Raw genomic sequence first — 22297 nt, 5'->3', positions numbered from 1 at the left:
TGGGAGTTGATGATTCATGGATATCCGTAAAGTTAAGAAACTGATCGAATTGCTGGAAGAGTCCGGCATCGACGAGCTTGAGATCAAGGAAGGCGAAGAGTCCGTACGCATCAGCCGTCACAGCAAGACGCCGGCTCAGCAGTACTACGCACCGGCTCCGATGCATGCACCGGCACCGGCACCAGTTGCTGCCGCCGCTCCGGTTGCTGCCGCTGCTCCTGCGGCTCCAGCGGCTCCAACGCTGAACGGCAATGTTGCCCGTTCGCCGATGGTCGGCACGTTCTATCGCAAATCTTCGCCGTCCTCGCCGTCCTTCGTTGAAGTTGGCCAGACCGTGAAGAAAGGCGACACCCTGTGCATCGTCGAAGCCATGAAGATGATGAACCACATCGAAGCTGAAGCCAGCGGTGTGATCGAATCCATCCTCGTCGAAGACGGCCAGCCGGTTGAGTACGACCAACCGCTGTTCACCATCGTTTGAATCGCGGAGAGCCTTTGATGACTGCGAAGTTGGAAAAAGTTCTGATCGCCAACCGCGGTGAGATCGCCCTGCGGATTCTGCGTGCCTGCAAGGAAATGGGCATCAAGACCGTCGCCGTTTACTCCAAGGCCGACAAAGAGCTGATGCACCTGGGCCTGGCAGACGAATCCGTCTGCATCGGTCCGGCCTCCGCCGCTCACTCCTACCTGCACATTCCGGCCATCATCGCCGCCGCTGAAGTGACCGGCGCAACCGCCATTCACCCAGGCTACGGTTTCCTTGCGGAAAACGCCGACTTTGCCGAACAGGTCGAGAACTCCGGTTTCGCGTTCATTGGCCCGAAAGCCGATACCATCCGCCTGATGGGCGACAAGGTATCGGCCAAGCACGCCATGATCGCCGCTGGCGTTCCAACCGTCCCGGGCTCCGACGGCCCACTGCCTGAAGACGAAGAAACCGCTCTGCGCATTGGTCGCGAAGTCGGTTACCCGGTGATCATCAAAGCCGCTGGTGGCGGTGGTGGTCGTGGCATGCGCGTGGTGCACAAAGAAGAAGACCTGATCTCCTCGGCGAAACTGACCCGCTCCGAAGCGGGCGCAGCGTTCGGCAACCCGATGGTCTATCTGGAAAAATTCCTGACCAACCCACGCCACGTGGAAGTTCAGGTACTTTCCGACGGTCAGGGCCACGCCATCCATCTGGGCGACCGCGACTGCTCGCTGCAACGTCGTCACCAGAAGGTTCTCGAAGAAGCGCCGGCACCGGGCATCGACGAGAACGCGCGCGAAGAAGTCCTCGCCCGCTGCGTCAAGGCTTGCATCGACATCGGATACCGTGGCGCCGGCACTTTCGAGTTCCTGTACGAAAACGGCCGCTTCTACTTCATCGAGATGAACACTCGTGTCCAGGTAGAGCACCCGGTATCGGAAATGGTCACCGGCATCGACATCGTCAAGGAGATGCTCAGCATCGCCGCCGGCAACAAGCTGTCGTTCACCCAGGATGACGTGGTCATCCGCGGTCACGCGCTGGAATGCCGGATCAACGCCGAAGACCCGAAAACGTTCATGCCGAGCCCAGGCACGGTCAAGCATTTCCACGCACCAGGCGGCAACGGCGTTCGCGTCGATTCGCACCTGTACAGTGGCTACGCCGTTCCGCCGAACTACGACTCGTTGATCGGCAAGCTGATCACCTACGGCGCAACCCGTGACGAAGCCATGGCGCGCATGCGCAATGCGCTGGACGAGATCGTTGTCGACGGGATCAAGACCAACATCCCGCTGCACCGTGATCTGACCCGTGACGAAGGCTTCTGCAAAGGGGGGGTGAACATTCACTACCTCGAGCACAAGCTGGCTGGCGACAAGCACTAAGCTTCAGCCGGAACATGACAAGGCCGCCTTCGGGCGGCTTTGTTGTTTCTGAAGATGCCGCCCAGAAACCTTGTGGCGAGGGAGCTTGCTCCCGCTCGGTTGCGCAGCAGCCGCAAGACCATTCATCCGAGCGGTGTCAGACAGAGCCGTATCTGCCATTTTGGGACCGCTTCGCGCTCCAGCGGGAGCAAGCTCCCTCGCCACAGAGACCGACGTCTCCGCTATTGGATGGCAACCCGGTCGTCTTCTGCCGCGCGCTCGCGTAAACTTGCGCGCTTCTCGCAGCCCGCTAGGCTGCAATCTATATTTTTCAAAGGTGCCCGCCATGCCTTGGCTGCAAGTCCGTCTCGCCATCAGCCCAGAACAAGCCGAAACCTACGAAGACGCTTTCCTTGAAGTGGGCGCCGTGTCGGTGACCTTCATGGACGCCGAAGATCAGCCGATCTTCGAGCCGGAACTCAACACCACCCCGCTGTGGTCGCACACACACCTGCTGGCCCTGTTCGAAGGCGGCACCGACGCCGCCAGCGTACTGGCCCACCTCGAGTTGCTGACCGGCAGCCCGCTGCCCGAGCATCACAGCGAAGTGATCGAAGACCAGGACTGGGAACGCAGCTGGATGGATGGCTTCCAGCCGATGCGCTTCGGCCAGCGCCTGTGGATTGTCCCGAGCTGGCACGCCGCACCCGAGCCTGACGCGGTAAACCTGCTGCTGGATCCGGGCCTGGCGTTCGGCACCGGCACTCACCCGACCACCGCGCTGTGCCTGGAATGGCTCGATGGCCAGGACCTGAAAGACTGCAACGTGCTGGATTTCGGCTGCGGCTCGGGAATTCTGGCGATTGCCGCCCTGTTGCTGGGCGCCAAACAAGCCGTCGGCACCGATATCGATGTGCAGGCCCTGGAGGCCTCCCGCGACAACGCCGGACGCAACAACATTGCCGACGAGCTGTTGCCGCTCTATCTGCCGGAAGATTTGCCGCAGGTTCAAGCCGACGTGCTGGTGGCCAACATTCTTGCCGGCCCGCTGGTGTCCCTGGCGCCGCAACTGTCCAGCCTGGTCAAGCCCGGCGGTCGCCTGGCGCTGTCGGGCATCCTCGCCGAACAGGGCGAAGAGGTCGCTGCCGCTTATGCCCGGGATTTCGATCTGGATCCGATCGCCAATCGCGACGGCTGGGTACGCATCACTGGCCGTCGGCGCTAGAATGAGCGCCTGCATAAACCGGATTGCCGCATGACCGATAGCTTCGTCACCCAGTGCCCGCATTGCCAAACCAGCTTCCGCGTCAGCCATGCTCAGTTGAGCGTGGCCCGGGGAGTGGTTCGTTGCGGCTCATGCTTGCAGGTGTTCAACGCCGCCAGGCAGTTGCTTGAGCAACGGGCCGGCAAGGAAGCGGTAAAACCGGCTGCATCGGCGCCCGTAGAACCGCCAGTGCAGCGAGCCATCAGCCAAAAGCAATGGACCGCGGCCGAAATGGACCTGGACAGCCTGGATCTGGACGAAGAACTCGCCCGGCTCGAACAGCGGGAAATCCAGCCGACGACGGAATTCGGTCGCCCCCGCGAAGACAGCCTCAGCGCTCATCGCGACAGCACCGAACACGACGAAGCCCCTTGGCCCGACAGTCTCTTCAGTGAGTCGGCCGCCGATCGCGCGCAAGCCGCCGACGCGCTGACACCAGCACCGATGGTCGAATCGACGATCGAGCCAAGCAAACACTCGCGCACCGAGCCTTCGCTGTCCATGGAGCCCGTGCCACTGGACGATGAGCCCGAGATACAGCAACTGCGCCTGCATGACCCGCTCGACGCCCCGATCCCTTTTGGCAGCCTGTCGGCGAAAACCGATGACGATGAGATCGACGATGACCTGCCCTCCGTCGAGCCCCTGCGCAAGCGACGCGAACGCAGCGAACCGGCCATGCGCGCTGAAGTGCTACAGGACCTGACCGACGATCCGTTGCAACTGGATTGGCAAAAACGCCGCTCCCCTTGGGGTCGGCGCTTTTTCTGGCTGCTGCTGATCCTGCTCGGCGCCGCCGGCCTCGTTGGCCAATACGTCGCCTACCACTTCGATGAACTGGCGCGCCAGGACCAGTATCGTCCGTGGTTCCAGCAACTGTGCCCGCACATCGGCTGCACAGTGCCGTCCAAGGTCGACATCGCGAAAGTCAAAAGCAGCAATCTGGTGGTCCGCAGCCACCCGGACTTCAACGGTGCGCTGGTGGTCGATGCCATCATCTACAACCGTGCACCCTTCTCCCAGCCGTTCCCGCTGCTGGAGCTGCGCTTTGCCGACCTCAACGGCCACCTGATCGCCAGCCGTCGCTTCAAGCCCGGCGAGTACCTCAACGGCGATCTCGAAGGCCTGGCCGAAATGCCGCCGCAAACGCCGATCCACATCGCGCTGGACATTCTCGACCCAGGCCCCAAAGCGGTGAACTACAGCCTGAGCTTCCATTCGCCCGAGTGAAACACTCAAGCGTTGCAGGCTTGACGGCGGTTTCCTGACTTTAGCCGTTCAAACCAAACCGCTGGCGATAACGAATTAGTTGTTCAGATTTTGTTCAATTCAGCCTTTATCCAGTCATCGAGAGCGGGTATCATGCCAACCCTTTTTCGAACTCTCATGATCCGGCCCCACAACAGGGAAGTCCTATGTCGGCGGTACGCATCGGTCCATATACATTGCACAACGGCTTGATCCTCGCCCCCATGGCGGGTGTCACCGACCAGCCCTTTCGTCAGCTGTGCAAACGATTGGGCGCAGGACTTGTAGTCTCGGAAATGGTCACCAGCGACATGAGCTTGTGGAACACCCGCAAATCGCGGATGCGCATGATCCACGAAGGCGATCCCGAGCCCCGCTCGGTACAGATCGCCGGCGGAGATGCGCAGATGCTGGCGGATGCGGCCCGAGCCAACGTCGAACTGGGCGCACAGATTATTGACATCAACATGGGCTGTCCGGCGAAGAAGGTCTGCAACAAGGCCGCCGGCTCTGCACTGTTGAAAGATGAAGCATTGGTGACCGAGATCCTGCAGGCCGTGGTGGCTGCGGTCGATGTGCCGGTCACCCTGAAGATTCGCACCGGCTGGGACCGGGCGAACAAGAACGGTCTGACGGTGGCGAAGATCGCCGAACAGGCAGGCATCACGGCGTTGGCCGTACATGGCCGCACGCGTGCCGACCTGTACACCGGGGAAGCTGAGTACGACACCATTGCCGCGATCAAGCAGGCGGTGTCGATTCCGGTCTTCGCCAATGGCGATATCGATTCGCCCGAGAAAGCCCGGTACGTGCTCGACGCGACCGGTGCCGATGGCCTGTTGGTGGGTCGGGCTGCCCAGGGGCAGCCATGGATTTTTCGTGAAATCGACCATTATCTGCGTACCGGTGAAAAACTCCCGGCACCGGAACTGATCGAGGTGGAATGTATTCTGCTTGAGCATCTGGCCGCGCTGCATGCCTTCTATGGCGACGTCATGGGCGTGCGCATAGCTCGCAAGCATGTGGGCTGGTATCTCGCAACCTTGCCGGGCGCCAGGGAGTTTCGCGCCCACTTCAATCGTTTGGAAGATACGGAAGCACAATGCGCCTACGTTCGGGGCTTCTTCGCCGAACGCTACAAGAGCCTGACAGGGGACGGAGAAGGGGTGGCCGCATGACGATGATGACCGAGACTTTAGTGAGTGGAACAACACCCGTGAGCGACAACGTGAATTTGAAACAGCACCTCAATACACCGAGCGAAGAAGGTCAGACCCTTCGCGGGAGTGTCGAGAAGGCGCTGCACAATTATTTCGCCCACCTTGAGGGCGCTGCCGTCACGGATGTGTACAACCTGGTGCTCTCCGAAGTCGAGGCTCCCCTGCTCGAATGCGTGATGAACTACGTCAAGGGTAACCAGACCAAGGCCAGTGAGCTGCTCGGACTGAACCGGGGCACCCTGCGCAAGAAACTCAAGCAGTACGATTTGCTGTAAGCATTCAATCAAACCAGAAAGGCGCCCGCGTAAAACCGGTCGCCTTTTTTGCTGACTCCTTTGCTTTTGATGGAAATTGAGATGACCGACCAGACTACCCGCCTGCCGATCCGCCGCGCCTTGATCAGCGTTTCCGACAAGACCGGGATCCTTGAATTCGCCAAAGAGCTCGAAGCCCTGGGCGTAGAGATCCTCTCCACCGGCGGGACGTTCAAGCTGCTGCGCGACAATGGTGTTGCCGCAGTGGAAGTCGCGGATTACACCGGTTTCGCAGAAATGATGGACGGCCGGGTGAAAACCCTGCACCCGAAAATCCACGGCGGGATCCTCGGTCGTCGCGGTATCGACGACGCCATCATGAGCGAGCACGGCATCAAGCCGATCGATCTGGTAGCGGTCAACCTGTACCCGTTCGAAGCCACCATTAACAAGCCAGGCTGCGACCTGCCGACCGCCATCGAGAACATCGACATCGGCGGCCCGACCATGGTTCGTTCGGCGGCAAAAAACCACAAAGACGTGGCCATCGTGGTGAATGCCAGCGATTACGCCAACGTACTGGAAAGCCTCAAGGCCGGCGGCCTGACCTATGCTCAGCGTTTCGACCTGATGCTCAAGGCCTTCGAACACACCGCGGCCTACGACGGCATGATCGCCAACTACATGGGCACCGTGAACCAGGCGGCTGAAACCCTCAGCACAGAAGGCCGCAGCGAATTCCCGCGCACCTTCAACAGCCAGTTCATCAAGGCTCAGGAAATGCGCTACGGCGAGAACCCGCACCAGAGCGCGGCGTTCTACGTTGAAGCCAAGCCTGCCGAAGTCGGCATCGCCACGGCGACCCAACTGCAAGGCAAAGAGCTGTCGTACAACAACGTGGCCGACACCGACGCCGCACTGGAATGCGTGAAGAGCTTCGTCAAACCGGCCTGCGTGATCGTCAAGCACGCCAACCCGTGCGGCGTGGCCGTGAGCCCGGACGCCGAAGGCGGCATCCGTCAAGCCTACGAACTGGCCTACGCCACCGACACCGAGTCGGCGTTCGGCGGCATCATCGCGTTCAACCGCGAGCTGGATGCTGAAACCGCCAAGGCCATCGTCGAGCGTCAGTTCGTCGAAGTGATCATCGCCCCATCCGTCAGCGCAGAAGCCCGCGCCATCGTGGCCGCCAAAGCCAACGTACGCCTGCTGGCCTGCGGCGAGTGGTCGGCTGACCGCGTTCCGGCCTGGGACTACAAACGCGTCAACGGCGGTTTGCTGGTACAGAGCCGCGACATCGGCATGATCGGCAGCGAAGACCTGAAAGTGGTGACCAAGCGCGCGCCAACCGAGCAGGAAATCAACGACCTGATCTTCGCCTGGAAAGTCGCCAAGTACGTCAAATCCAACGCCATCGTCTACGCCAAGAACCGTCAGACCATCGGTGTCGGCGCCGGCCAGATGAGCCGCGTGAACTCCGCGCGTATCGCCGCGATCAAGGCTGAACACGCCGGTCTGCAAGTCGCCGGTTCGGTGATGGCATCCGATGCGTTCTTCCCGTTCCGCGACGGTCTGGACAATGCGGCCAAGGTCGGCATCACTGCGGTGATCCAGCCAGGCGGCTCGATGCGTGATGCTGAAGTGATTGCTGCTGCCGACGAGGCCGGCATCGCCATGGTCTTTACAGGCATGCGCCACTTCCGTCACTGATAGACCGCTCCCCCTGTAGGAGCCTGTAAAAGCTCGTAGGAGCTCGTAGGAGCTGTCGAGTGAAACGAGGCTGCGATCTTTTGATCTGGCTTTTGAAGCAAAGTCAAAAGATCGCAGCCTCGTTTCACTCGACAGCTCCTACAGTTCCTACAGCGCCCACAGGGGTTTGCAGCGCCACTCATAGTTTTTTGAGGTTTTTGAAATGAATGTTTTGATCATTGGCAGCGGTGGCCGTGAACACGCCCTGGCCTGGAAAGTGGCTCAGGATCCGCGCGTGCAGAAAGTGTTCGTTGCCCCGGGCAACGCAGGCACAGCCATTGAAGCCAAGTGCGAGAACGTCGCCATCGACGTGCTGGCCCTCGAGCAGCTGGCTGACTTTGCCGAGAAGAACGTTTCCCTGACCATCGTCGGCCCGGAAGTGCCGCTGGTAGCAGGCGTTGTCGATCTGTTCCGCGCCCGTGGCCTGGATTGCTTCGGCCCGACCGCGGGTGCCGCGCAACTGGAAGGTTCGAAAGCCTTCACGAAGGATTTCCTGGCACGCCACAAGATCCCGACCGCCGACTACCAGAACTTCACCGAGATCGAGCCGGCCCTGGCTTATCTGCGTGAAAAAGGCGCACCGATCGTGATCAAGGCCGATGGCCTGGCCGCCGGCAAAGGCGTGATCGTGGCCATGACATTGGCTGAAGCTGAAGACGCGGTGCGCGATATGCTCGCTGGCAACGCGTTTGGCGATGCCGGTTCCCGCGTGGTCATCGAAGAGTTCCTGGACGGCGAAGAAGCCAGCTTCATCGTCATGGTCGACGGCAAGAACGTACTGCCGATGGCCACCAGCCAGGACCACAAACGCGTCGGCGACGGCGACACCGGTCCGAATACCGGCGGCATGGGCGCCTACTCCCCGGCACCGGTCGTCACCGCCGAAGTCCATCAGCGGGTCATGGACCTGGTGATCTGGCCAACCGTGCGCGGCATGGCCGAGGAAGGCAACGTCTACACCGGTTTCCTCTATGCCGGCTTGATGATCGACAAGGCTGGTAACCCAAAAGTTATCGAGTTCAACTGCCGTTTCGGCGATCCTGAGACTCAACCGGTGATGCTGCGCTTGCAGTCGAGCCTGGTGTTGCTGGTCGAAGCGGCCCTGGCGCAAGCGCTGGACAAGGTCGAAGCACAGTGGGATCCACGTCCGAGCGTCGGTATCGTATTGGCCGCTGGCGGTTACCCGGGTGACTACACCAAAGGCGTTGCCATCAACGGTCTGGATGCAGCCGCGGCACTGGAAGGCAAAGTCTTCCACGCCGGCACTGCACTCAAGGACGGTCAGGTGGTGACGGCCGGTGGTCGGGTACTGTGCGCAACCGCCATGGGCACCAGCGTCGACGCAGCCCAGCAGCAGGCTTACAAACTGGCGGCTAAAATCGACTGGGAAGGCTGCTTCTATCGTAAGGACATTGGCTACCGCGCCATTGCCCGCGAGCGTGGCGAAAATCAGGAATAAGCCATCCATTCGGCCAGGCAGGGGCTTGCAGCCCTTGCCGGACTATTCCGGCGCCGCGCATAGTTATAATCTGGCATCAACCTACGAAGGGATTTCGCCGTGCGCTGGCTCAGGATTGCCATAGGCTTCACCGTCACTCTGCTGACCTTGCTCTGCATGCTCCCGGCCCAGGCCACGCAAGGCAGTGGCTGGGCGGTATTGCTCGACGAACAGGGCGATCTACAGCTGAGCGACATCCGCTCCGGCCGCTACACCAATCAATTCAGTCCCGTCGAACTCGACCGCCTCACCGCAGCCGGGCCCGAGGGTGCGCTGTGGCTGCGTTTCAGGCTGGCACCCGGCAAACACGAACAGTTGCTGAGGGTGTTCGCCCCCGACCTGTCGCACCTCAATCTGTATGTGCTCGACGGCGACCAGCTGATCGATCAATTGAATACCGGCACCGGGCAGCCTCAGGCTGAGCGCCCCCTGCCCAGCAACGACTTCATGTTGCCGCTGCCACAAAGCGACAAAACCCTCGACATCTATATGCGACTGGTCTCCGAACACCAGTTTCGGCCTTACATCACCCTGCAATCGGCGGTCATGAGCGCAGCCACTCAGAACCAGACGTTGATCTACGGTCTGCTCTTTGGCTGTCTCGGGATGCTGATCCTGCATAACCTGACCCGCTACACCTACACCCGCTCGCGTAGCAGCCTCTGGCTGGCAGCGTGCGAAGGGTTGCTGCTGCTCAGCCTGGTGCTGCTGCTGAACCTGGCCCGCCCATGGTTGCCGAACTGGTCCGTCGTACAAACACCCGGTGCCTATCTTGCCTTGCTGCTGACCGCACCTTGCGGCCTGATGTTCGCCTACCGCTTCTTCGCCCCGCTCGGCCCACACCCGCTGAACAAGCTGCTGCTGGGGGACATCCTGTTCATCGTGGCCTGCGGCCTGCTGCTGTTGTTCGTCAACACCCTGCCGCTGAACCTGATCACGTACGCACTGGTTGCCCTGGCCGGCCTGAGCATGCTGTTCGTCAGCGCCCATCACTGGCAAAAAGGTTATCGCCCGGCCCGCCTGTTCGTGGCGGCCATGGTGGTGTTCAACCTTGGCACGTTGATTATCCTGCCGGCGCTGCAGGGGCTGACCCTTGTCGCCCCGCAAGGCCTGATCATCACCCTTCTGGTGTTTATCTGTATCAGTGGCCTGTTGATGAGTGTGGCCCTGGGCGAGCGACAGCGTAGCATCACCGAAGACCGTTTCAGCGTCAGTCGCGACCTGGCTGCCAGCAATGCCGAAATAAACGCCAAAGCTGAATTCCTGGCGAAAATCAGCCACGAAATCCGCACCCCGATGAATGGTGTGCTGGGCATGACCGAACTGCTGCTGGGCACACCGCTGTCGGTCAAGCAGCGCGACTACGTGCAAACCATCCATAGCGCCGGCAACGAACTGCTGACGCTGATCAACGAAATTCTCGACATCTCCAAACTCGAGTCCGGACAGATCGAGCTGGACGACGTGCAGTTCGACCTCAATGCCCTGATCGAAGATTGCCTGAGCATCTTCCGCGCCAAGGCCGAACAACAGAACATCGAGCTGATCAGTTTTATCCAGCCGCAGGTGCCGCGCGTCATCAGCGGTGATCCGACGCGCCTGCGCCAAACCTTGCTGAGCCTGCTGGAAAACGCCCTGAAGAAAACCGATGAAGGCGAGATTCTGATCGTTGTCGCCCTGGATGAACGCAGCGCCAAACCGCGGCTGCGCATCGCCGTGCAGGACAGCGGCCAGCCGATGGAGGCTGAAGAGCGCGACGCACTGATGCACGCCGAGCTGCACAGCAAGCATTTCCTCTCGGCCACCAGCCTGGGGGGCAATCTGGGGCTGGTGATTGCCCGTCAGCTGATCCGTTTGATGCAGGGCGAATTCGGCATCAAGAGCGGCGCCAACCAGGGCAGCACATTGTGGCTGACCCTGCCACTGGACCCGGACCGTCTCGAACACCCGACCTCGGACCTGGACAGCCCGTTGCAAGGCGCACGCGTACTGGTCGTGGACGACAACGACACCTGTCGCAAGGTGCTGGTGCAGCAGTGCAGCGCCTGGGGCTTGAACGTCAGCGCCGTACCGTCCGGCAAGGAGGCCCTGGCGCTGCTGCGCACCAAGGCCCACCTGCGCGATTATTTCGACGTGGTCCTGCTGGACCAGAACATGCCCGGTATGACCGGCATGCAACTGGCCGCCAAGATCAAGGAAGACCCGAGCCTGAACCACGACATTCTGCTGATCATGCTCACCGGCATCAGCAACGCGCCGAGCAAGATCATCGCGCGCAACTCCGGGATCAAGCGCATCCTCGCCAAGCCAGTGGCCGGCTACACCCTCAAGACCACCCTGGCGGACGAACTGAACCAGCGCAACAACGGCCCGGCCACCTCGCAGCACCTGCCCACCGGCCCTACCCTTCCGGTCAAGGTACCCAGCGACTTCCGCATCCTGGTGGCCGAAGACAACAGCATCTCGACCAAAGTCATCCGCGGCATGCTGGGCAAGCTCAACCTGCAACCGGATACCGCCAGCAATGGCGAGGAAGCCTTGGTGGCAATGAAGGCCCAGCGTTACGACCTGGTGCTGATGGACTGCGAAATGCCAATCCTTGACGGCTTCTCCGCCACTCAGCAATTGCGTGCCTGGGAAGTCGGCAACCAGCGGATTCGCACCCCCGTGGTGGCGTTGACCGCACACATCCTCGCCGAGCACAAAGAGCGCGCGCGTCAGGCCGGCATGGACGGGCACATGGCCAAACCGGTCGAGCTGTCGCAGTTGCGCGATTTGATCGAGCATTGGGTTGCCCAGCGTGATCAGCAGAACCGCACAGTGTCGACCCTCTGAGAGCCCTCGGGCTGGCACTCGGTCAAATGTCCAGAGCGCTCAAGTATTTCAGGGACTGAGACACCACAGACTTCTTCACTTTCTCCCGAAACGTGCCGTAATGAAGCGTGTTGAACGTGATCGTGGTTATCTGTTCGGTGCTTTTTTGCTCAAGCGAATCATTGTTGCTGAACAGGAACCGAGAGATATCTCGCACTATCGAAAACTTGCGGTGATAGACCGCCATATCCACCTTGTGCGTGCCGTTCATCACGCAAGGAATCATCTGAAAGTAAGCCATATCTCCCTTCAGGGTCGTGGATTCAAACATTTCGAGCGCCAGCGAATTGCGCTCCAACGCTGTCAGGGCGCGGCTGATGGGTATTGAGAATCTATCACCGATGGACTCCCGGATACGTTGTATCGCCTTGCTGCCCATCGGAGCAGCTGGCGCGGGCGAAAACGTTTGAGGTGCGGGCACATCCCATCCCAGAAAACGAAGTTGCCCGCAGTAGTAGTCGAACCAGTCGCCCGATAATCCATCATTAATTGCATCGCGTGTGGCTCTTTGCGCAAAAGCCGTGCTCATGTAGACGTCTTCGCGGTGGGACGCCGGCAGATCGCTGGCGAACGACACGATACTGCCGCCAACCACCGCTGCCGGTGGTGCAATCAGATCCGTCATGACCGAACCTCCTCTGGCTGCGTGGTGCTGCAGGCATTGTCGCGCACGGTCAACATTGCAACATTGGTCTCAATCCGGTCCTTGACCTTCAGAGCAATTTGATCTCGTACAGGTGCATATACCGTTTCCGATAGATTCGCCCGGACGTAACGGCAGCTAATGATGCCTTGTACGTCTTCGCCCCAATAGAGGTGCGCCAAAGGGCTGGAACTCAGCAATTGACGGGTTTTGAGCTCGATACATACACTACTGAACGAAGTCGGTGTTGGCGCCACGATCACCAGCAAACGAACATCCATCGCAGGTGCCGACACCTCGGTGGACTGCTCTTCGGACACTTTTTGCATATGGCTGCGCAACAAGTTGGCTGCCGGGTTGATGTCCGATTCGTTGACAATTTGTGACAGCACTTCTGCAGTCACATGCCCTTCATCTGCCCCTACTTTGGACATCGCTGAGGCCACCCACTGAACCGCCGTTTCAACACTCTCTGGAGGGAGACTCAAGTCTTCGCGCGCTTTACCGCGCCACATCCAGATACCATCCAAAACTTTCATGTAGGTGTCATACCAACTCACACCCGGCTCTAGTTCTGTTTTTTTATTGGCTGCCAACTGTGCATACAACACCGTATTGACCACATCATCATAAGTGGTCAAATCCTCTGATTCGGGCACTATCAAAACCGCAGCCCCGACAATCAACACTGAATAATCACATCTCATTTAAATACCTTCATACAGAGAAGGACAGTCGTTTTTTTCGACCGCCCTTCCAAGCATTCATCAAATGTCGTAATCGAGCTTATCAGCCGAGTACTTCACCAGTTTCGTTGCAATCAGCTCACGAGTAGCCGCAGCCAAAAGATCATTTTTTTCGAAAGCTGCCTCACCGCGATACAGACTTACGTCACGAACATCCGTATCGACGAACATTACTTTTACCGATGAATTCCGGCGTGTAAAACGTACTGCGCCAATGGCAAAAACAGTGGTCCCGTTCACATCGATACACGAGCCGGTCGTTACTCCACCCACACCTTGTGCCAGCAAGTTGCGCTCATAAAGCGTCAATGCGGTATCGCGTTTTTGCAGGGCGGCAATCGCATCACCCGCGGTTTTCAGCATCAGTGCAGTAGCCGGACCCGGTACGGCAAGGCCTGTGACTACCGAAGCAAGAATCTCCAGCACCATCTTGTCCATGCGGACACTGGTTCCCGACACGTTCAGATCGTTGTAGTACTTGCTGATGGTCATCCAACCCGTTTCACCCATGACTTTACAGAACTGCGCATACCATTCTTTGCCCTGGTGCTCCAGTGGAAACTGTTTGTTTGCCACAAGCGACGCATAGTGAAACGCATTCTGCGCGTCACTGCGGTTAATACCGGTGAGGTTACCGCTGAAACTAATGAGGCCTTCGCCTACAACCGATCCTTTCGACGGCGCTTCAATTTCGTCACCCGGCGCCAACAAACCACGAGATCTAATAAGCGGCGTCTCACCCAGATCATAACCCTGAAGATTTTCCAAGCAGGCAGCAATATAACTTTCACTAAACATATTATTCATAACTTCTTCCTTATTGACATTAAAGCAAGCTCCTCATGAACTTGCCGAAAGAAACAATAAACAAATTAACCCACCACGACAAACCCAAACATGTAACATCATCCACAACAGCAATCACACAACTAACCATTCAGACTCAGCCCAACAGCCTACACATGAATAAAAATAACTTTCAGACCTTATAAACTCGCCCCCCACAGGCACTTGACCAACTGATAGACTCCGCTTCACCCGTCTCTGGATGCGAGCCAAAACCATGCTCCATGTGTTATTCAGCGTTTACCTGAAGATGTTGGTGCTCTACAGCCCGTTCTTCGTGTTGTCCTGCTTCATCAGCCTGACCCGCGGTTATTCGCGCAAGGAACAACGTCGCCTGGCCTGGAAAGTGGCAATTGCCACACTGGTTTCCAGCGTTTTGCTGTACCTGTTCGGGAGGGTGATATTTGACGTGTTCGGCATTACCGTGGATGCATTTCGCATCGGCGCCGGCAGCGTGCTATTCATTTCGGCGCTGGGCATGGCTCAGGGCAAGTCGGTGGTGCAGACCGACAATGTGCAGCAGGACGTGACCATCGTCCCGCTGACCATCCCCCTGACTGTCGGCCCGGGCACCATCGGCGCCTTGCTGGTGATGGGCGTGAGCCAGCCGCATTGGGACGACAAACTCACGGCCATTCTCAGTATCGCCCTCGCCAGCTTCACCGTTGGCGTGGTGCTGTATTTGTCGAACCGCATCGAACGGATTCTGGGTGACCAGGGGTTGCAGATTGTCAGCCGGTTGATGGGATTGTTCGTGTGCGCTCTGGCGGCACAGATAATCTTCACCGGGGTGAAAGGTTATCTGGTGCCTTAATCGGCCAAGGAGCTCTAAAAAGCCGGTTCTACAAGCGCCTCGATCTGATGATTCGACATCAGCTCCGTTAGCATTGCGCTGCCCGAAACGCCCTTTTGCCTCAGCAACTCGGTCACTATTTCCGAAACCGCGCGCGATCGATAACCACTGAGCGCAAGGAACACGTCCCCCCGCAACGTCACATCCGATGAGTAAACACCGCGAAAGATCAGACTGTGCCCGCTGTCCAGGCCGTTCATTACCAGGTGTTCATCGACCAGGCTGACCCATAACTGATCCATGATTGAAGCGTCCAGAATCAGCTTCCCCGGAATCAAGGGTGGGAGCTCAAGCGGGTAACGACAATCGACGATAACCGATTCAAGTTTCAACCACGCCGTCTGGGTCAGCCGGCTAGTCGTTGTCCCTTGACCCATTTTGAGTACCAGGATACTGACATCATCGGCAATCAACGGGAGTAGGTCATCGGCCGTCTTCAGTCCCTCGACCACCAGTACTTCGGCGTTTCGCTGAATATACTCAAGTGGCCCGACCGTATTTTTTTGCGGATAGGTGTGCAACAAACCATTCCCGATCTGGTGCAGCATCACATTGGTTTGATGCCGGGTACCCACCAGTGTGTATTGCGCAGGAAGGGTGGTTTTCGGAATCCGGATCAATCGTCCGGTCCGGACCACATACCATTGAAGGTAGTCAGGATCTTTGACGGACAGAAAATCGGCGCATCGATGTTGGTTCGCCAGCGCTGCCAGCCGCTCACTCAATGGACCGTCCAGTGCAGCGACCCAGAGGCTGTCCACACCCGTAACCCGTACCGGTTCGTTGTGCTGTAAATCCACCTCCACGCCCTCGAGAGTCGTCGCCCTCAGACCCGCGCCCTCTACCGTCACGTCGGTAAAGGTCCAAGGGGCCCACACCTGTATCGGGGCCGGCAATGCTTCTACTTGCAAAAGTCTGGTGCCCTGGGCAAATGCCGTACTCAAATGTTTCGTATCAATAAAGCGCTGGCTGAAAATCTTGCCCGTTGAAAGATCGAACAACCAGGCGGCCTGATTGTCTGGAGCAATACTCAGTAACCGTACTTCTTTTCCATGGCCAGGATCCGAGAGCAACAGTCGATCGTCCAGATACCAGGCGCATAAGCCGGCATCCCCCGTAAAGTTGGTCAAGCCAAGGAGGGCGAAACTCGACACCGGATAGCGCGTCGACACTTGCGGCAGTGCGGACCACCATTGGGCTCGATCCTTGAACCAGGTGTCGCTGAGTCCGCCCAATCGAAGCATGCCATCGGGCATCACATTGAAGAACAGACCGGATTCGGTCAGAGCCAGGTAGCCCTGCTCAACGGCGACAACATTATTCAGGCCCGAGGGTGCAATTTCTGTGGAAGACCATTGCACGCGGCCATCCACCATCGACCTTTGCTGTCGCACGAGGCGTTGGTCAGGCTGGTCGTAGGTAACAAATACTTCGCCCTCGGCACCGGCAGGAACAATCAGTCGAAGATCATTCAGAATCGAATCTTTCCATCCCCGCGCATGGCGACGTCGGGCCGGCGCACGGATGATCAACCCGTCAACCTCTCGGACCCAGACCAGATCGTGCCACTTGTCTTCGAACTGCCAACAAATCGAAACCAGCGCACCGGGGCGCCAATTCACGGTATCGATGGACTCTGCCGGCAACACATAGTTGCCCAGCACCGGCTTCCAGTCCGTGAGCGTGTTGACCTGTAGAACAGCCTGCAATGCCGGATCGTGACCGCGGGTGATCGAGCCAAGCAACACCGCACCGTCATGGATCATATATGTCAGCTCATCATGCGGGCCTTCCTTTGGAATGGACCGCTGCACGATCTGAATGCCGCCATTGGCCACGGCCTCACAGCGGACAATGGTCAAGCCTTCTCTTACCAGCAAACGGTATCGTTGAAGCAGCGTGCCGGTGATCGCGTCGACCTGCCAGACATCGAAGTTCTCGGGGTGATAGAAATAGGCCGAGCCCTCGACCACCGCGCCCAATACGACCTCGTCGGCCAACAGCACATTCGGGTCGCGGATATACAGAAAACGATCCTCAGCCGAGTCGTAATACGCAGCCACCGTCCTCGGTTCGTCCGGCTTTTCAAACGGCACCACAAAGTTGTGAACGGGGGTGTAAGGCATGGCCAGGCGATGTTCACGAGCCAGTGATTTGAAGTGATCCAGCAACGCTTGCTCTCCGAGCGCCGGATCGGCCGTTTCTTCGACAACCTCCAATTGCAGGGCAACGAGATCAACGCGCACGATCTTGTTACCTGCCAGTTTGAGCAACACATCGTGAACCCCGCTACCTGTGAACCTCACAGCCAGAGTGCCCAACATGAGGCTGCCCGCAGGCTCTATCTGGATATCTGTCTCCGCCAGCCAGGTAGCCAGCAACACCCAGTGCATGGCCGCGTGACCCGGTGCGTCGAGCTCAAGACTCACCCCCTGATTGAGCAGCACGGAACATTGAGCACCGGCACCCGCTATCCGATAGGAGACCAGGCCGTGCCATGCCTTGGGTAGCACAGGCACCACCAGCGAGCGCTCAACATTATCGAGACGAACGTTGAAAACTGTTGGTTTGCAGACAGGGTTCAGTCGGTGGACGACGTACTCACCCGGAAACGAATAAAAGGAAAACAGGAACTGCCATTTCCCCTGTTCATTCTTTTTTTCCAGCCGACGTGCCGTATCGAATCCGTCAGCATGACGAAACGTGACGAACGGCAGCAACTTGTACTCATAGCCATACCAGGTTTTGGGTGTGCACGGCAAAACGATCGTCTGCCCAGGCTTCGGCGAAAAAAGCGCCGAGCCCGGCAACTCAAGGCCCAAGCGTATATCAATAGCGCGGTGGTAATCCTCATCGTAATCCGGAACCCCGAAATGATCCCGAAGCGGGAACAGTTTAGGGCTGTCGAAATGGACCGTTGATGCGCGTAAATCCAGCTCGGTGAGCACCAGCAACGGATGTGCAATCCAGGCATCCGACGCCTTGTCCAAGTGAAAGCCGCCCTGAAGATACGCTTTCTCCAGTCGTTCAAAAAAGAGGCCGACCCCTTTGGCCTCCTCGGCAATGGTGGCAAACCCTTCGGCCAGCGCAGCGACACCCACCGCCAACCCGCCCAGAATCACCCCGACACCGCCCAGCACCGCAGATACGGCGCCTGCGCCGGCCAATCCCGCACCCAGCCCGGCCGCCCCCAACACAGCGCTCGCGGAGTCGAACGCCAATTGCGTCCCGAATTGCGCCTTTTCAATGTCATTGCCGGCATGGCTCAACTGGTAAATATCAAACCCGACATTCACCATTCCCAACACCGTGCCAACGCCTTCATTCGCCACATGCCCCAACGCCTTTTGCACCAATGGCGCACTGGTGCGAGCGATCAGCTTTTCATCATCCAGGGCCTGTCGCACCAGTGTCACAACGCCAATCACATCCACCACATTGCCATGGACCAGTTGGGCGTAGTTGACGTAGGCATGCAGGCGAATGGCGGTGGTCAGTGCCTTGTCGCTACCGCCGGCCGCGCCTTCGTGATGACGCAGCGAGTTCATCAAGGCTTGTACGGTGAAACCGGCATTGAGCGTATGAACACTACCGGCGTCCACAGGATCAGGCGAGTTGGCCGGCGCACGCGGTTGAGCCGCCAAGGAATGGAAGGTTTGCGAGAGGAAGTTTTTAATCCTGAGGAGTCGATGATCATCGGTGGTGACACGCACAATGGTCTGCGCTGGATCGTTATTGACCAGACTGATCTTGTAAGCGCCTGTCGGGGTGATCTCCAATGTCTCAAACAATGCAATGGCACCCGACGATAGCCCGTGTTTCTCCTGTAGCTGCCATGTCGCCTGCGCGATCTGCCCGCCCCACCAGTGAGCGTCCAGTTCCAGCAACGAACTGCCCAATACCCCATTGTTGACCAGTGACCGTCCTCGCGCGCTGGCCAGTCGCTGTCTTGCCCGGGGCGTCTGTTCAGGCAGGCTGCCTGACTCGGAAAGACTGGACACCCGGACACCCGACGGCAGCACTCGTTCATTGAGTCGGCCAGCGTCGAGGTCAATCAAATCAAAGGTTGGACGCGCAGGCTCTCCATATGCTGCGTAAGGCTTGGCCATCTCTTGCCGAACGAAAAAATGTGTCAGCGCTTTGCTGAGCGCTTCAGCGGTATCAAACTCGAAAACACTAAAATTCGGATCGTAGAAATGATAAGTACTGCGGCCTCCACTGAATGTTTTAGCCACCAGCATCGAGTGGTTGTCAGAGTTGAGCATCAGGGTGCTGCTGCCGGTTTTACCTTCGAGCGTCGCAATGACGTGTGCCAGATCGGAGCGCACCACCGGTCCGCCCAAGTCATGGACGTCAACATCGCGCAGTTCCTCGATAATGCTCACAAACGCTTTCGAATGGCCGGTGTCAGGTTCAATGACCGCCAGGTAAAACCGTTCACGCAGTGTGTTGGCAGCTTCATCACCCTTGCTGATCGCCGCTGCCATGGCCAATGCCAATGGGTAGCAACGCCCCGCGATCCGGTCGCCGACCCCCTGAAGCAACAAATCCTGCGGCACCAGTTTGAAGCTGCCGTGATCGAAACTTTCCAGCACATCGGCCATGCGCTCGGCAATCCGGTCACGGAATTCGAGTTTTGCTACCTGCTGAATACGGGCGACCTGACGCCCCCATTGCAGCAAGGTCAGAGCCCCCTCCAGCGCCTGCTTCTTCAGTTCAATGCTGGTCTCGGACAACACCAAGGAAGGTATCGAAGCGCTGGCCAAACCGGCAACGAATGCGGGGTGATTCTCTTTGAACAGCTCCCGTTCAATCGCCCCGTAACGGTGTGACACGCCCAACTCAGACACATTGTTCGCGAGGTTTTCCAGGCGTGCGTTGACGTGTCCGAAGTTGCGTTGATCCATTGCCCGCGCGCCCAGCAACGAACCGATCAACCACCGCTGCAAGGGGTTAAGCTGTTCAACCTGCAAAGTGCCCCGGCCAATTCGATGAAGCAATTCATCAAGCGGCAGATCCCCGTCTGCCGGCTCTCCGACCAACGATGGCGGTAGCGTGATCTCCTGCGTGAGGATGGACTGGCGCTCGTCAAAACTCAGCTGCACTTGCTTGTCGAAAGTCACTTCACCAGAGACACGTTGGCTCATCGCTCGCAAAAAGGGTTCACCAAGGTGCTGCGCCAAGGACTGCAACAAATCGGTCGACATCACATGTCGACCTTCGATGACTGGCCAGCCATGGTCGAAATGGATTGTCTGACTCTTTAGTAATTGATCCACCTTGCCGACGTAACGCGCCTTGAATTGCCCGGCCTCCCAACGTTGTTTTTCCCTGCGCAGCCACTCGACGGTGTCGCTTTCGTTTTCTTTCCAGGAATGATCCAGCTCCTCCTCGGTGTCCCGGTTCACCATGGCGGCGGCGACAATAGCCACATCCTTTCGCCACGCCCCCGCTGCTGGAGGTATGGAGTGGATTTTTGCGTAATCCGCGAGTGCATCGCGCATCGCAGCAGGCCCGGTCAGATAGATTGTCACTTCGCTCTGGGGGCGAATGCCGTCGCTGTAGTAAATCGCTGCGGCTTCCACCAAAAAAGTGAGGGCGAGTTCTTCTTCAGGCGGGAGTGCATCCAACGAACCAAATTTTTTCTCGACCACCTCCCGCGCAAAACCGCTCATGGCCTCGCTATCAATCAAGGCGACCTGGTTCTCCATAGCCAAGCGGGTCGTGGCATCAACAATCTCATAGTTGAGTTTGAAACGATCGATGACAGCACTCAACATTGCCGATCCGGCATGAGCCATGAGAAACGCATTACTCAGGCTGGCCTGCTCGGCAACTGCCCGCATTCCATCCGGACGTACGAGACGTTCGACGGGGGCGCGAAAAACGCTGTTCAAGTCCGGGCGACTTTTCGCGAAACGCTCCAGTGCGGGACGATGCTCTGCAGGGATGACTTCGAAATAGTTTGTATATTTACCTCTTAACGCTTCTCGACCTGGCATCCATCCAGGATTTTGATCGAGCAACAACTGCAACACGCCCAGGCGCTCATCACTGCTGAATTGATTGATCTCCACATCGCCCAACTTTTCTACAAGAGGTGGCAAGTTATCGACATCTGCGTAAAATCCGCCTTCAGCCATCAAAGCTTCAATGCGCACCACATCGGAGGCGGCGGCAAAATTGCCTCGCAAACTTATCTCGCGCTCATAAATGCTCTGCAAGTGCAGCGGTGTTGCATTCTCCGCCAGGTTGCGGAGTTCCACTCCCGCCAATGCCAAAATGCTCTGACCATTCTTTTTCCGCAACATTTCCAGGGCGGTTTTATCCTGGCCATACCCACGGACCAGAAGATCAATCCGGGCATCATCCGCTTTAACACCGCGTTCCACCGCCTTGTTGATATGTGCGAACATTTGCTGCTTAAGAACAATGGCTCGCTCTTCATATTTGTCACCCAGCTCAAGAAATGTTCCCGTGCTATGTCCGCCATTAATCATCGCATCGGCCTTCGCGGCCTCGACAATGATCCGATTGGTTTCATAGGCCAATAACGCGTCGCTGTCATACCAGAGTTTCACGGCATAATCGTGCCCGGCCAAAACCTTGCACCAAACATTAATGTAGTCGCGCTGAATATTTCCTACCCCCCCTCCAAGCCAAACGAAGTGTAGATTTTTCGGCACTTCGGTTGCTGCGGCAGACAGCTCTGCAATGCTGGTGGACAGGCGCGTGTGAAAGCCTTCGACTCTGTCGCGGATTTCAGTCAAACCCGGAGCTTCAGCGCCCTCCGGCGCAGCTTTCGGCTCCACTTCCACGGCACGTCGATGCCGGCTCTTGGATTCAACAAAAGCCCCCAGGGCTTCGCGCAGCAAACCAAGCGGTGGAAGCATTCTCGGAAAATCGAGCATGCCGATACAAGAAAAGTAATATCGAAATACCGCATCGTATTTCTCTGTACCCTTATGTTCCTGTAACGCCTTTTCAAGATCAGACAGTTTAAATAAATCAATAAAATTGACGTAACCGCTCACACGACGAGCCGATTGCTCACCCATAAAGATACTTCCCTGTAAAAATAAGATTTCTCATCCGTCAAAATGGATGGATGCACCCGACGCTCAAACAACACTAACTGAACAAAACTTCAGCCCGGAAGCAAAAAAAACAAACAACTGATGACCAACCGAACACTTAGAAATATTAAAGCCGTCAAACACAACAAAAAAAGACAAGCAAAAGGCAACCCTCAACAAACGCGACAGT

Annotated in this window: 14 protein-coding genes; 10 read left to right on the top strand and 4 right to left on the bottom strand. The window is 57.9% G+C overall.

Translation table 11 applies throughout. The features are described 5' to 3' along the window. Nucleotides 1–16: 16 nt before the first annotated feature. The 9 genes from accB (at nucleotide 17) to ACEN9A_RS02455 (ending at nucleotide 11904) form a co-directional block, all read left to right on the top strand. Nucleotides 17–481 (top strand): acetyl-CoA carboxylase biotin carboxyl carrier protein, encoded by a 465-nt coding sequence (gene accB / locus ACEN9A_RS02495; RefSeq protein WP_018928421.1) that lies wholly within the window; start codon nucleotides 17–19, stop codon nucleotides 479–481. Between the two features lie 17 nt (nucleotides 482–498). Beyond that, nucleotides 499–1857 (top strand): acetyl-CoA carboxylase biotin carboxylase subunit, encoded by a 1359-nt coding sequence (gene accC, locus ACEN9A_RS02490; protein WP_007937211.1) that lies wholly within the window; start codon nucleotides 499–501, stop codon nucleotides 1855–1857. A gap of 325 nt (nucleotides 1858–2182) precedes the next feature. Then, nucleotides 2183–3061 carry a 50S ribosomal protein L11 methyltransferase gene (prmA, locus tag ACEN9A_RS02485; protein WP_019650618.1) on the top strand — a complete coding sequence of 293 codons (879 nt, stop codon included), beginning with the start codon at nucleotides 2183–2185 and terminating at the stop codon, nucleotides 3059–3061. Nucleotides 3062–3091: 30 nt separating this feature from the next. Continuing rightward, nucleotides 3092–4330 carry a DUF3426 domain-containing protein gene (locus tag ACEN9A_RS02480; RefSeq protein ID WP_258672244.1) on the top strand — a complete coding sequence of 413 codons (1239 nt, stop codon included), beginning with the start codon at nucleotides 3092–3094 and terminating at the stop codon, nucleotides 4328–4330. 185 nt (nucleotides 4331–4515) lie between these two features. After that, nucleotides 4516–5526, top strand: a complete 1011-nt coding sequence (dusB, locus tag ACEN9A_RS02475; RefSeq protein WP_018928425.1) for a tRNA dihydrouridine synthase DusB — start codon at nucleotides 4516–4518, stop codon at nucleotides 5524–5526. Further along, entirely contained in the window at nucleotides 5523–5843 is a 321-nt protein-coding gene (gene fis, locus ACEN9A_RS02470) for a DNA-binding transcriptional regulator Fis (protein ID WP_007907419.1), read from the top strand. Before dusB ends, fis begins: the two co-directional genes overlap by 4 nt. A gap of 81 nt (nucleotides 5844–5924) precedes the next feature. Beyond that, complete coding sequence (purH, locus tag ACEN9A_RS02465) at nucleotides 5925–7532, top strand: bifunctional phosphoribosylaminoimidazolecarboxamide formyltransferase/IMP cyclohydrolase (RefSeq protein ID WP_019650620.1); 1608 nt, start codon at nucleotides 5925–5927, stop codon at nucleotides 7530–7532. 202 nt (nucleotides 7533–7734) lie between these two features. Continuing rightward, nucleotides 7735–9030 (top strand): phosphoribosylamine--glycine ligase, encoded by a 1296-nt coding sequence (purD, locus tag ACEN9A_RS02460; RefSeq protein ID WP_019650621.1) that lies wholly within the window; start codon nucleotides 7735–7737, stop codon nucleotides 9028–9030. A gap of 99 nt (nucleotides 9031–9129) precedes the next feature. Continuing rightward, nucleotides 9130–11904: a hybrid sensor histidine kinase/response regulator gene (locus ACEN9A_RS02455; protein WP_019650622.1), complete on the top strand. Its 2775-nt coding sequence runs from the start codon at nucleotides 9130–9132 to the stop codon at nucleotides 11902–11904. Nucleotides 11905–11926: 22 nt separating this feature from the next. On the opposite strand, the gene ACEN9A_RS02450 is transcribed toward ACEN9A_RS02455, so the two are convergent. Genes ACEN9A_RS02450 through ACEN9A_RS02440 form a run of 3 tightly spaced genes read right to left on the bottom strand, consistent with a single transcriptional unit; the run spans nucleotide 11927 to nucleotide 14139 of the window. After that, nucleotides 11927–12568, bottom strand: coding sequence for a hypothetical protein (locus ACEN9A_RS02450; RefSeq protein WP_019650623.1), 642 nt, complete (start codon nucleotides 12566–12568; stop codon nucleotides 11927–11929). After that, complete coding sequence (locus tag ACEN9A_RS02445) at nucleotides 12565–13293, bottom strand: hypothetical protein (RefSeq protein ID WP_258672243.1); 729 nt, start codon at nucleotides 13291–13293, stop codon at nucleotides 12565–12567. The genes ACEN9A_RS02450 and ACEN9A_RS02445 overlap by 4 nt, the downstream gene beginning before the upstream one ends. A gap of 60 nt (nucleotides 13294–13353) precedes the next feature. Continuing rightward, a complete protein-coding gene (locus ACEN9A_RS02440) occupies nucleotides 13354–14139 on the bottom strand; it encodes a hypothetical protein (protein WP_019650625.1) in 786 nt (261 codons plus the stop codon). Between the two features lie 256 nt (nucleotides 14140–14395). On the opposite strand from ACEN9A_RS02440, the gene ACEN9A_RS02435 reads away from it, so the two are divergent. Further along, on the top strand, nucleotides 14396–14992 hold the full coding sequence (locus ACEN9A_RS02435) for a MarC family protein (RefSeq protein ID WP_019582263.1): 597 nt from the start codon (nucleotides 14396–14398) through the stop codon (nucleotides 14990–14992). Between the two features lie 14 nt (nucleotides 14993–15006). On the opposite strand, the gene ACEN9A_RS02430 is transcribed toward ACEN9A_RS02435, so the two are convergent. Continuing rightward, the gene (locus tag ACEN9A_RS02430) at nucleotides 15007–22089 is read right to left on the bottom strand and encodes a TcdA/TcdB pore-forming domain-containing protein (protein ID WP_408981104.1); all 7083 of its coding nucleotides are present in this window, start codon (nucleotides 22087–22089) and stop codon (nucleotides 15007–15009) included. Nucleotides 22090–22297 lie beyond the last annotated feature (208 nt).

Source organism: Pseudomonas sp. Pseusp18, from assembly GCF_059506005.1.
The sequence above is the reverse complement of the archived record's forward strand: the minus strand, read 5'-3'. Positions and strand labels throughout refer to the sequence as shown.

Excerpts from the sequence above, each read along its gene's own strand:
- accB (WP_018928421.1), top strand. The coding sequence starts at position 17 with ATGGATATCCGTAAAGTTAAGAAACTGATCGAATTGCTGGAAGAGTCC.
- accC (WP_007937211.1), top strand. The coding sequence starts at position 499 with ATGACTGCGAAGTTGGAAAAAGTTCTGATCGCCAACCGCGGTGAGATC.
- prmA (WP_019650618.1), top strand. The coding sequence starts at position 2,183 with ATGCCTTGGCTGCAAGTCCGTCTCGCCATCAGCCCAGAACAAGCCGAA.
- ACEN9A_RS02480 (WP_258672244.1), top strand. The coding sequence starts at position 3,092 with ATGACCGATAGCTTCGTCACCCAGTGCCCGCATTGCCAAACCAGCTTC.
- dusB (WP_018928425.1), top strand. The coding sequence starts at position 4,516 with ATGTCGGCGGTACGCATCGGTCCATATACATTGCACAACGGCTTGATC.
- fis (WP_007907419.1), top strand. The coding sequence starts at position 5,523 with ATGACGATGATGACCGAGACTTTAGTGAGTGGAACAACACCCGTGAGC.
- purH (WP_019650620.1), top strand. The coding sequence starts at position 5,925 with ATGACCGACCAGACTACCCGCCTGCCGATCCGCCGCGCCTTGATCAGC.
- purD (WP_019650621.1), top strand. The coding sequence starts at position 7,735 with ATGAATGTTTTGATCATTGGCAGCGGTGGCCGTGAACACGCCCTGGCC.
- ACEN9A_RS02450 (WP_019650623.1), bottom strand. The coding sequence starts at position 12,568 with ATGACGGATCTGATTGCACCACCGGCAGCGGTGGTTGGCGGCAGTATC.
- ACEN9A_RS02445 (WP_258672243.1), bottom strand. The coding sequence starts at position 13,293 with ATGAGATGTGATTATTCAGTGTTGATTGTCGGGGCTGCGGTTTTGATA.
- ACEN9A_RS02440 (WP_019650625.1), bottom strand. The coding sequence starts at position 14,139 with ATGAATAATATGTTTAGTGAAAGTTATATTGCTGCCTGCTTGGAAAAT.
- ACEN9A_RS02435 (WP_019582263.1), top strand. The coding sequence starts at position 14,396 with ATGCTCCATGTGTTATTCAGCGTTTACCTGAAGATGTTGGTGCTCTAC.
- ACEN9A_RS02430 (WP_408981104.1), bottom strand. The coding sequence starts at position 22,089 with ATGGGTGAGCAATCGGCTCGTCGTGTGAGCGGTTACGTCAATTTTATT.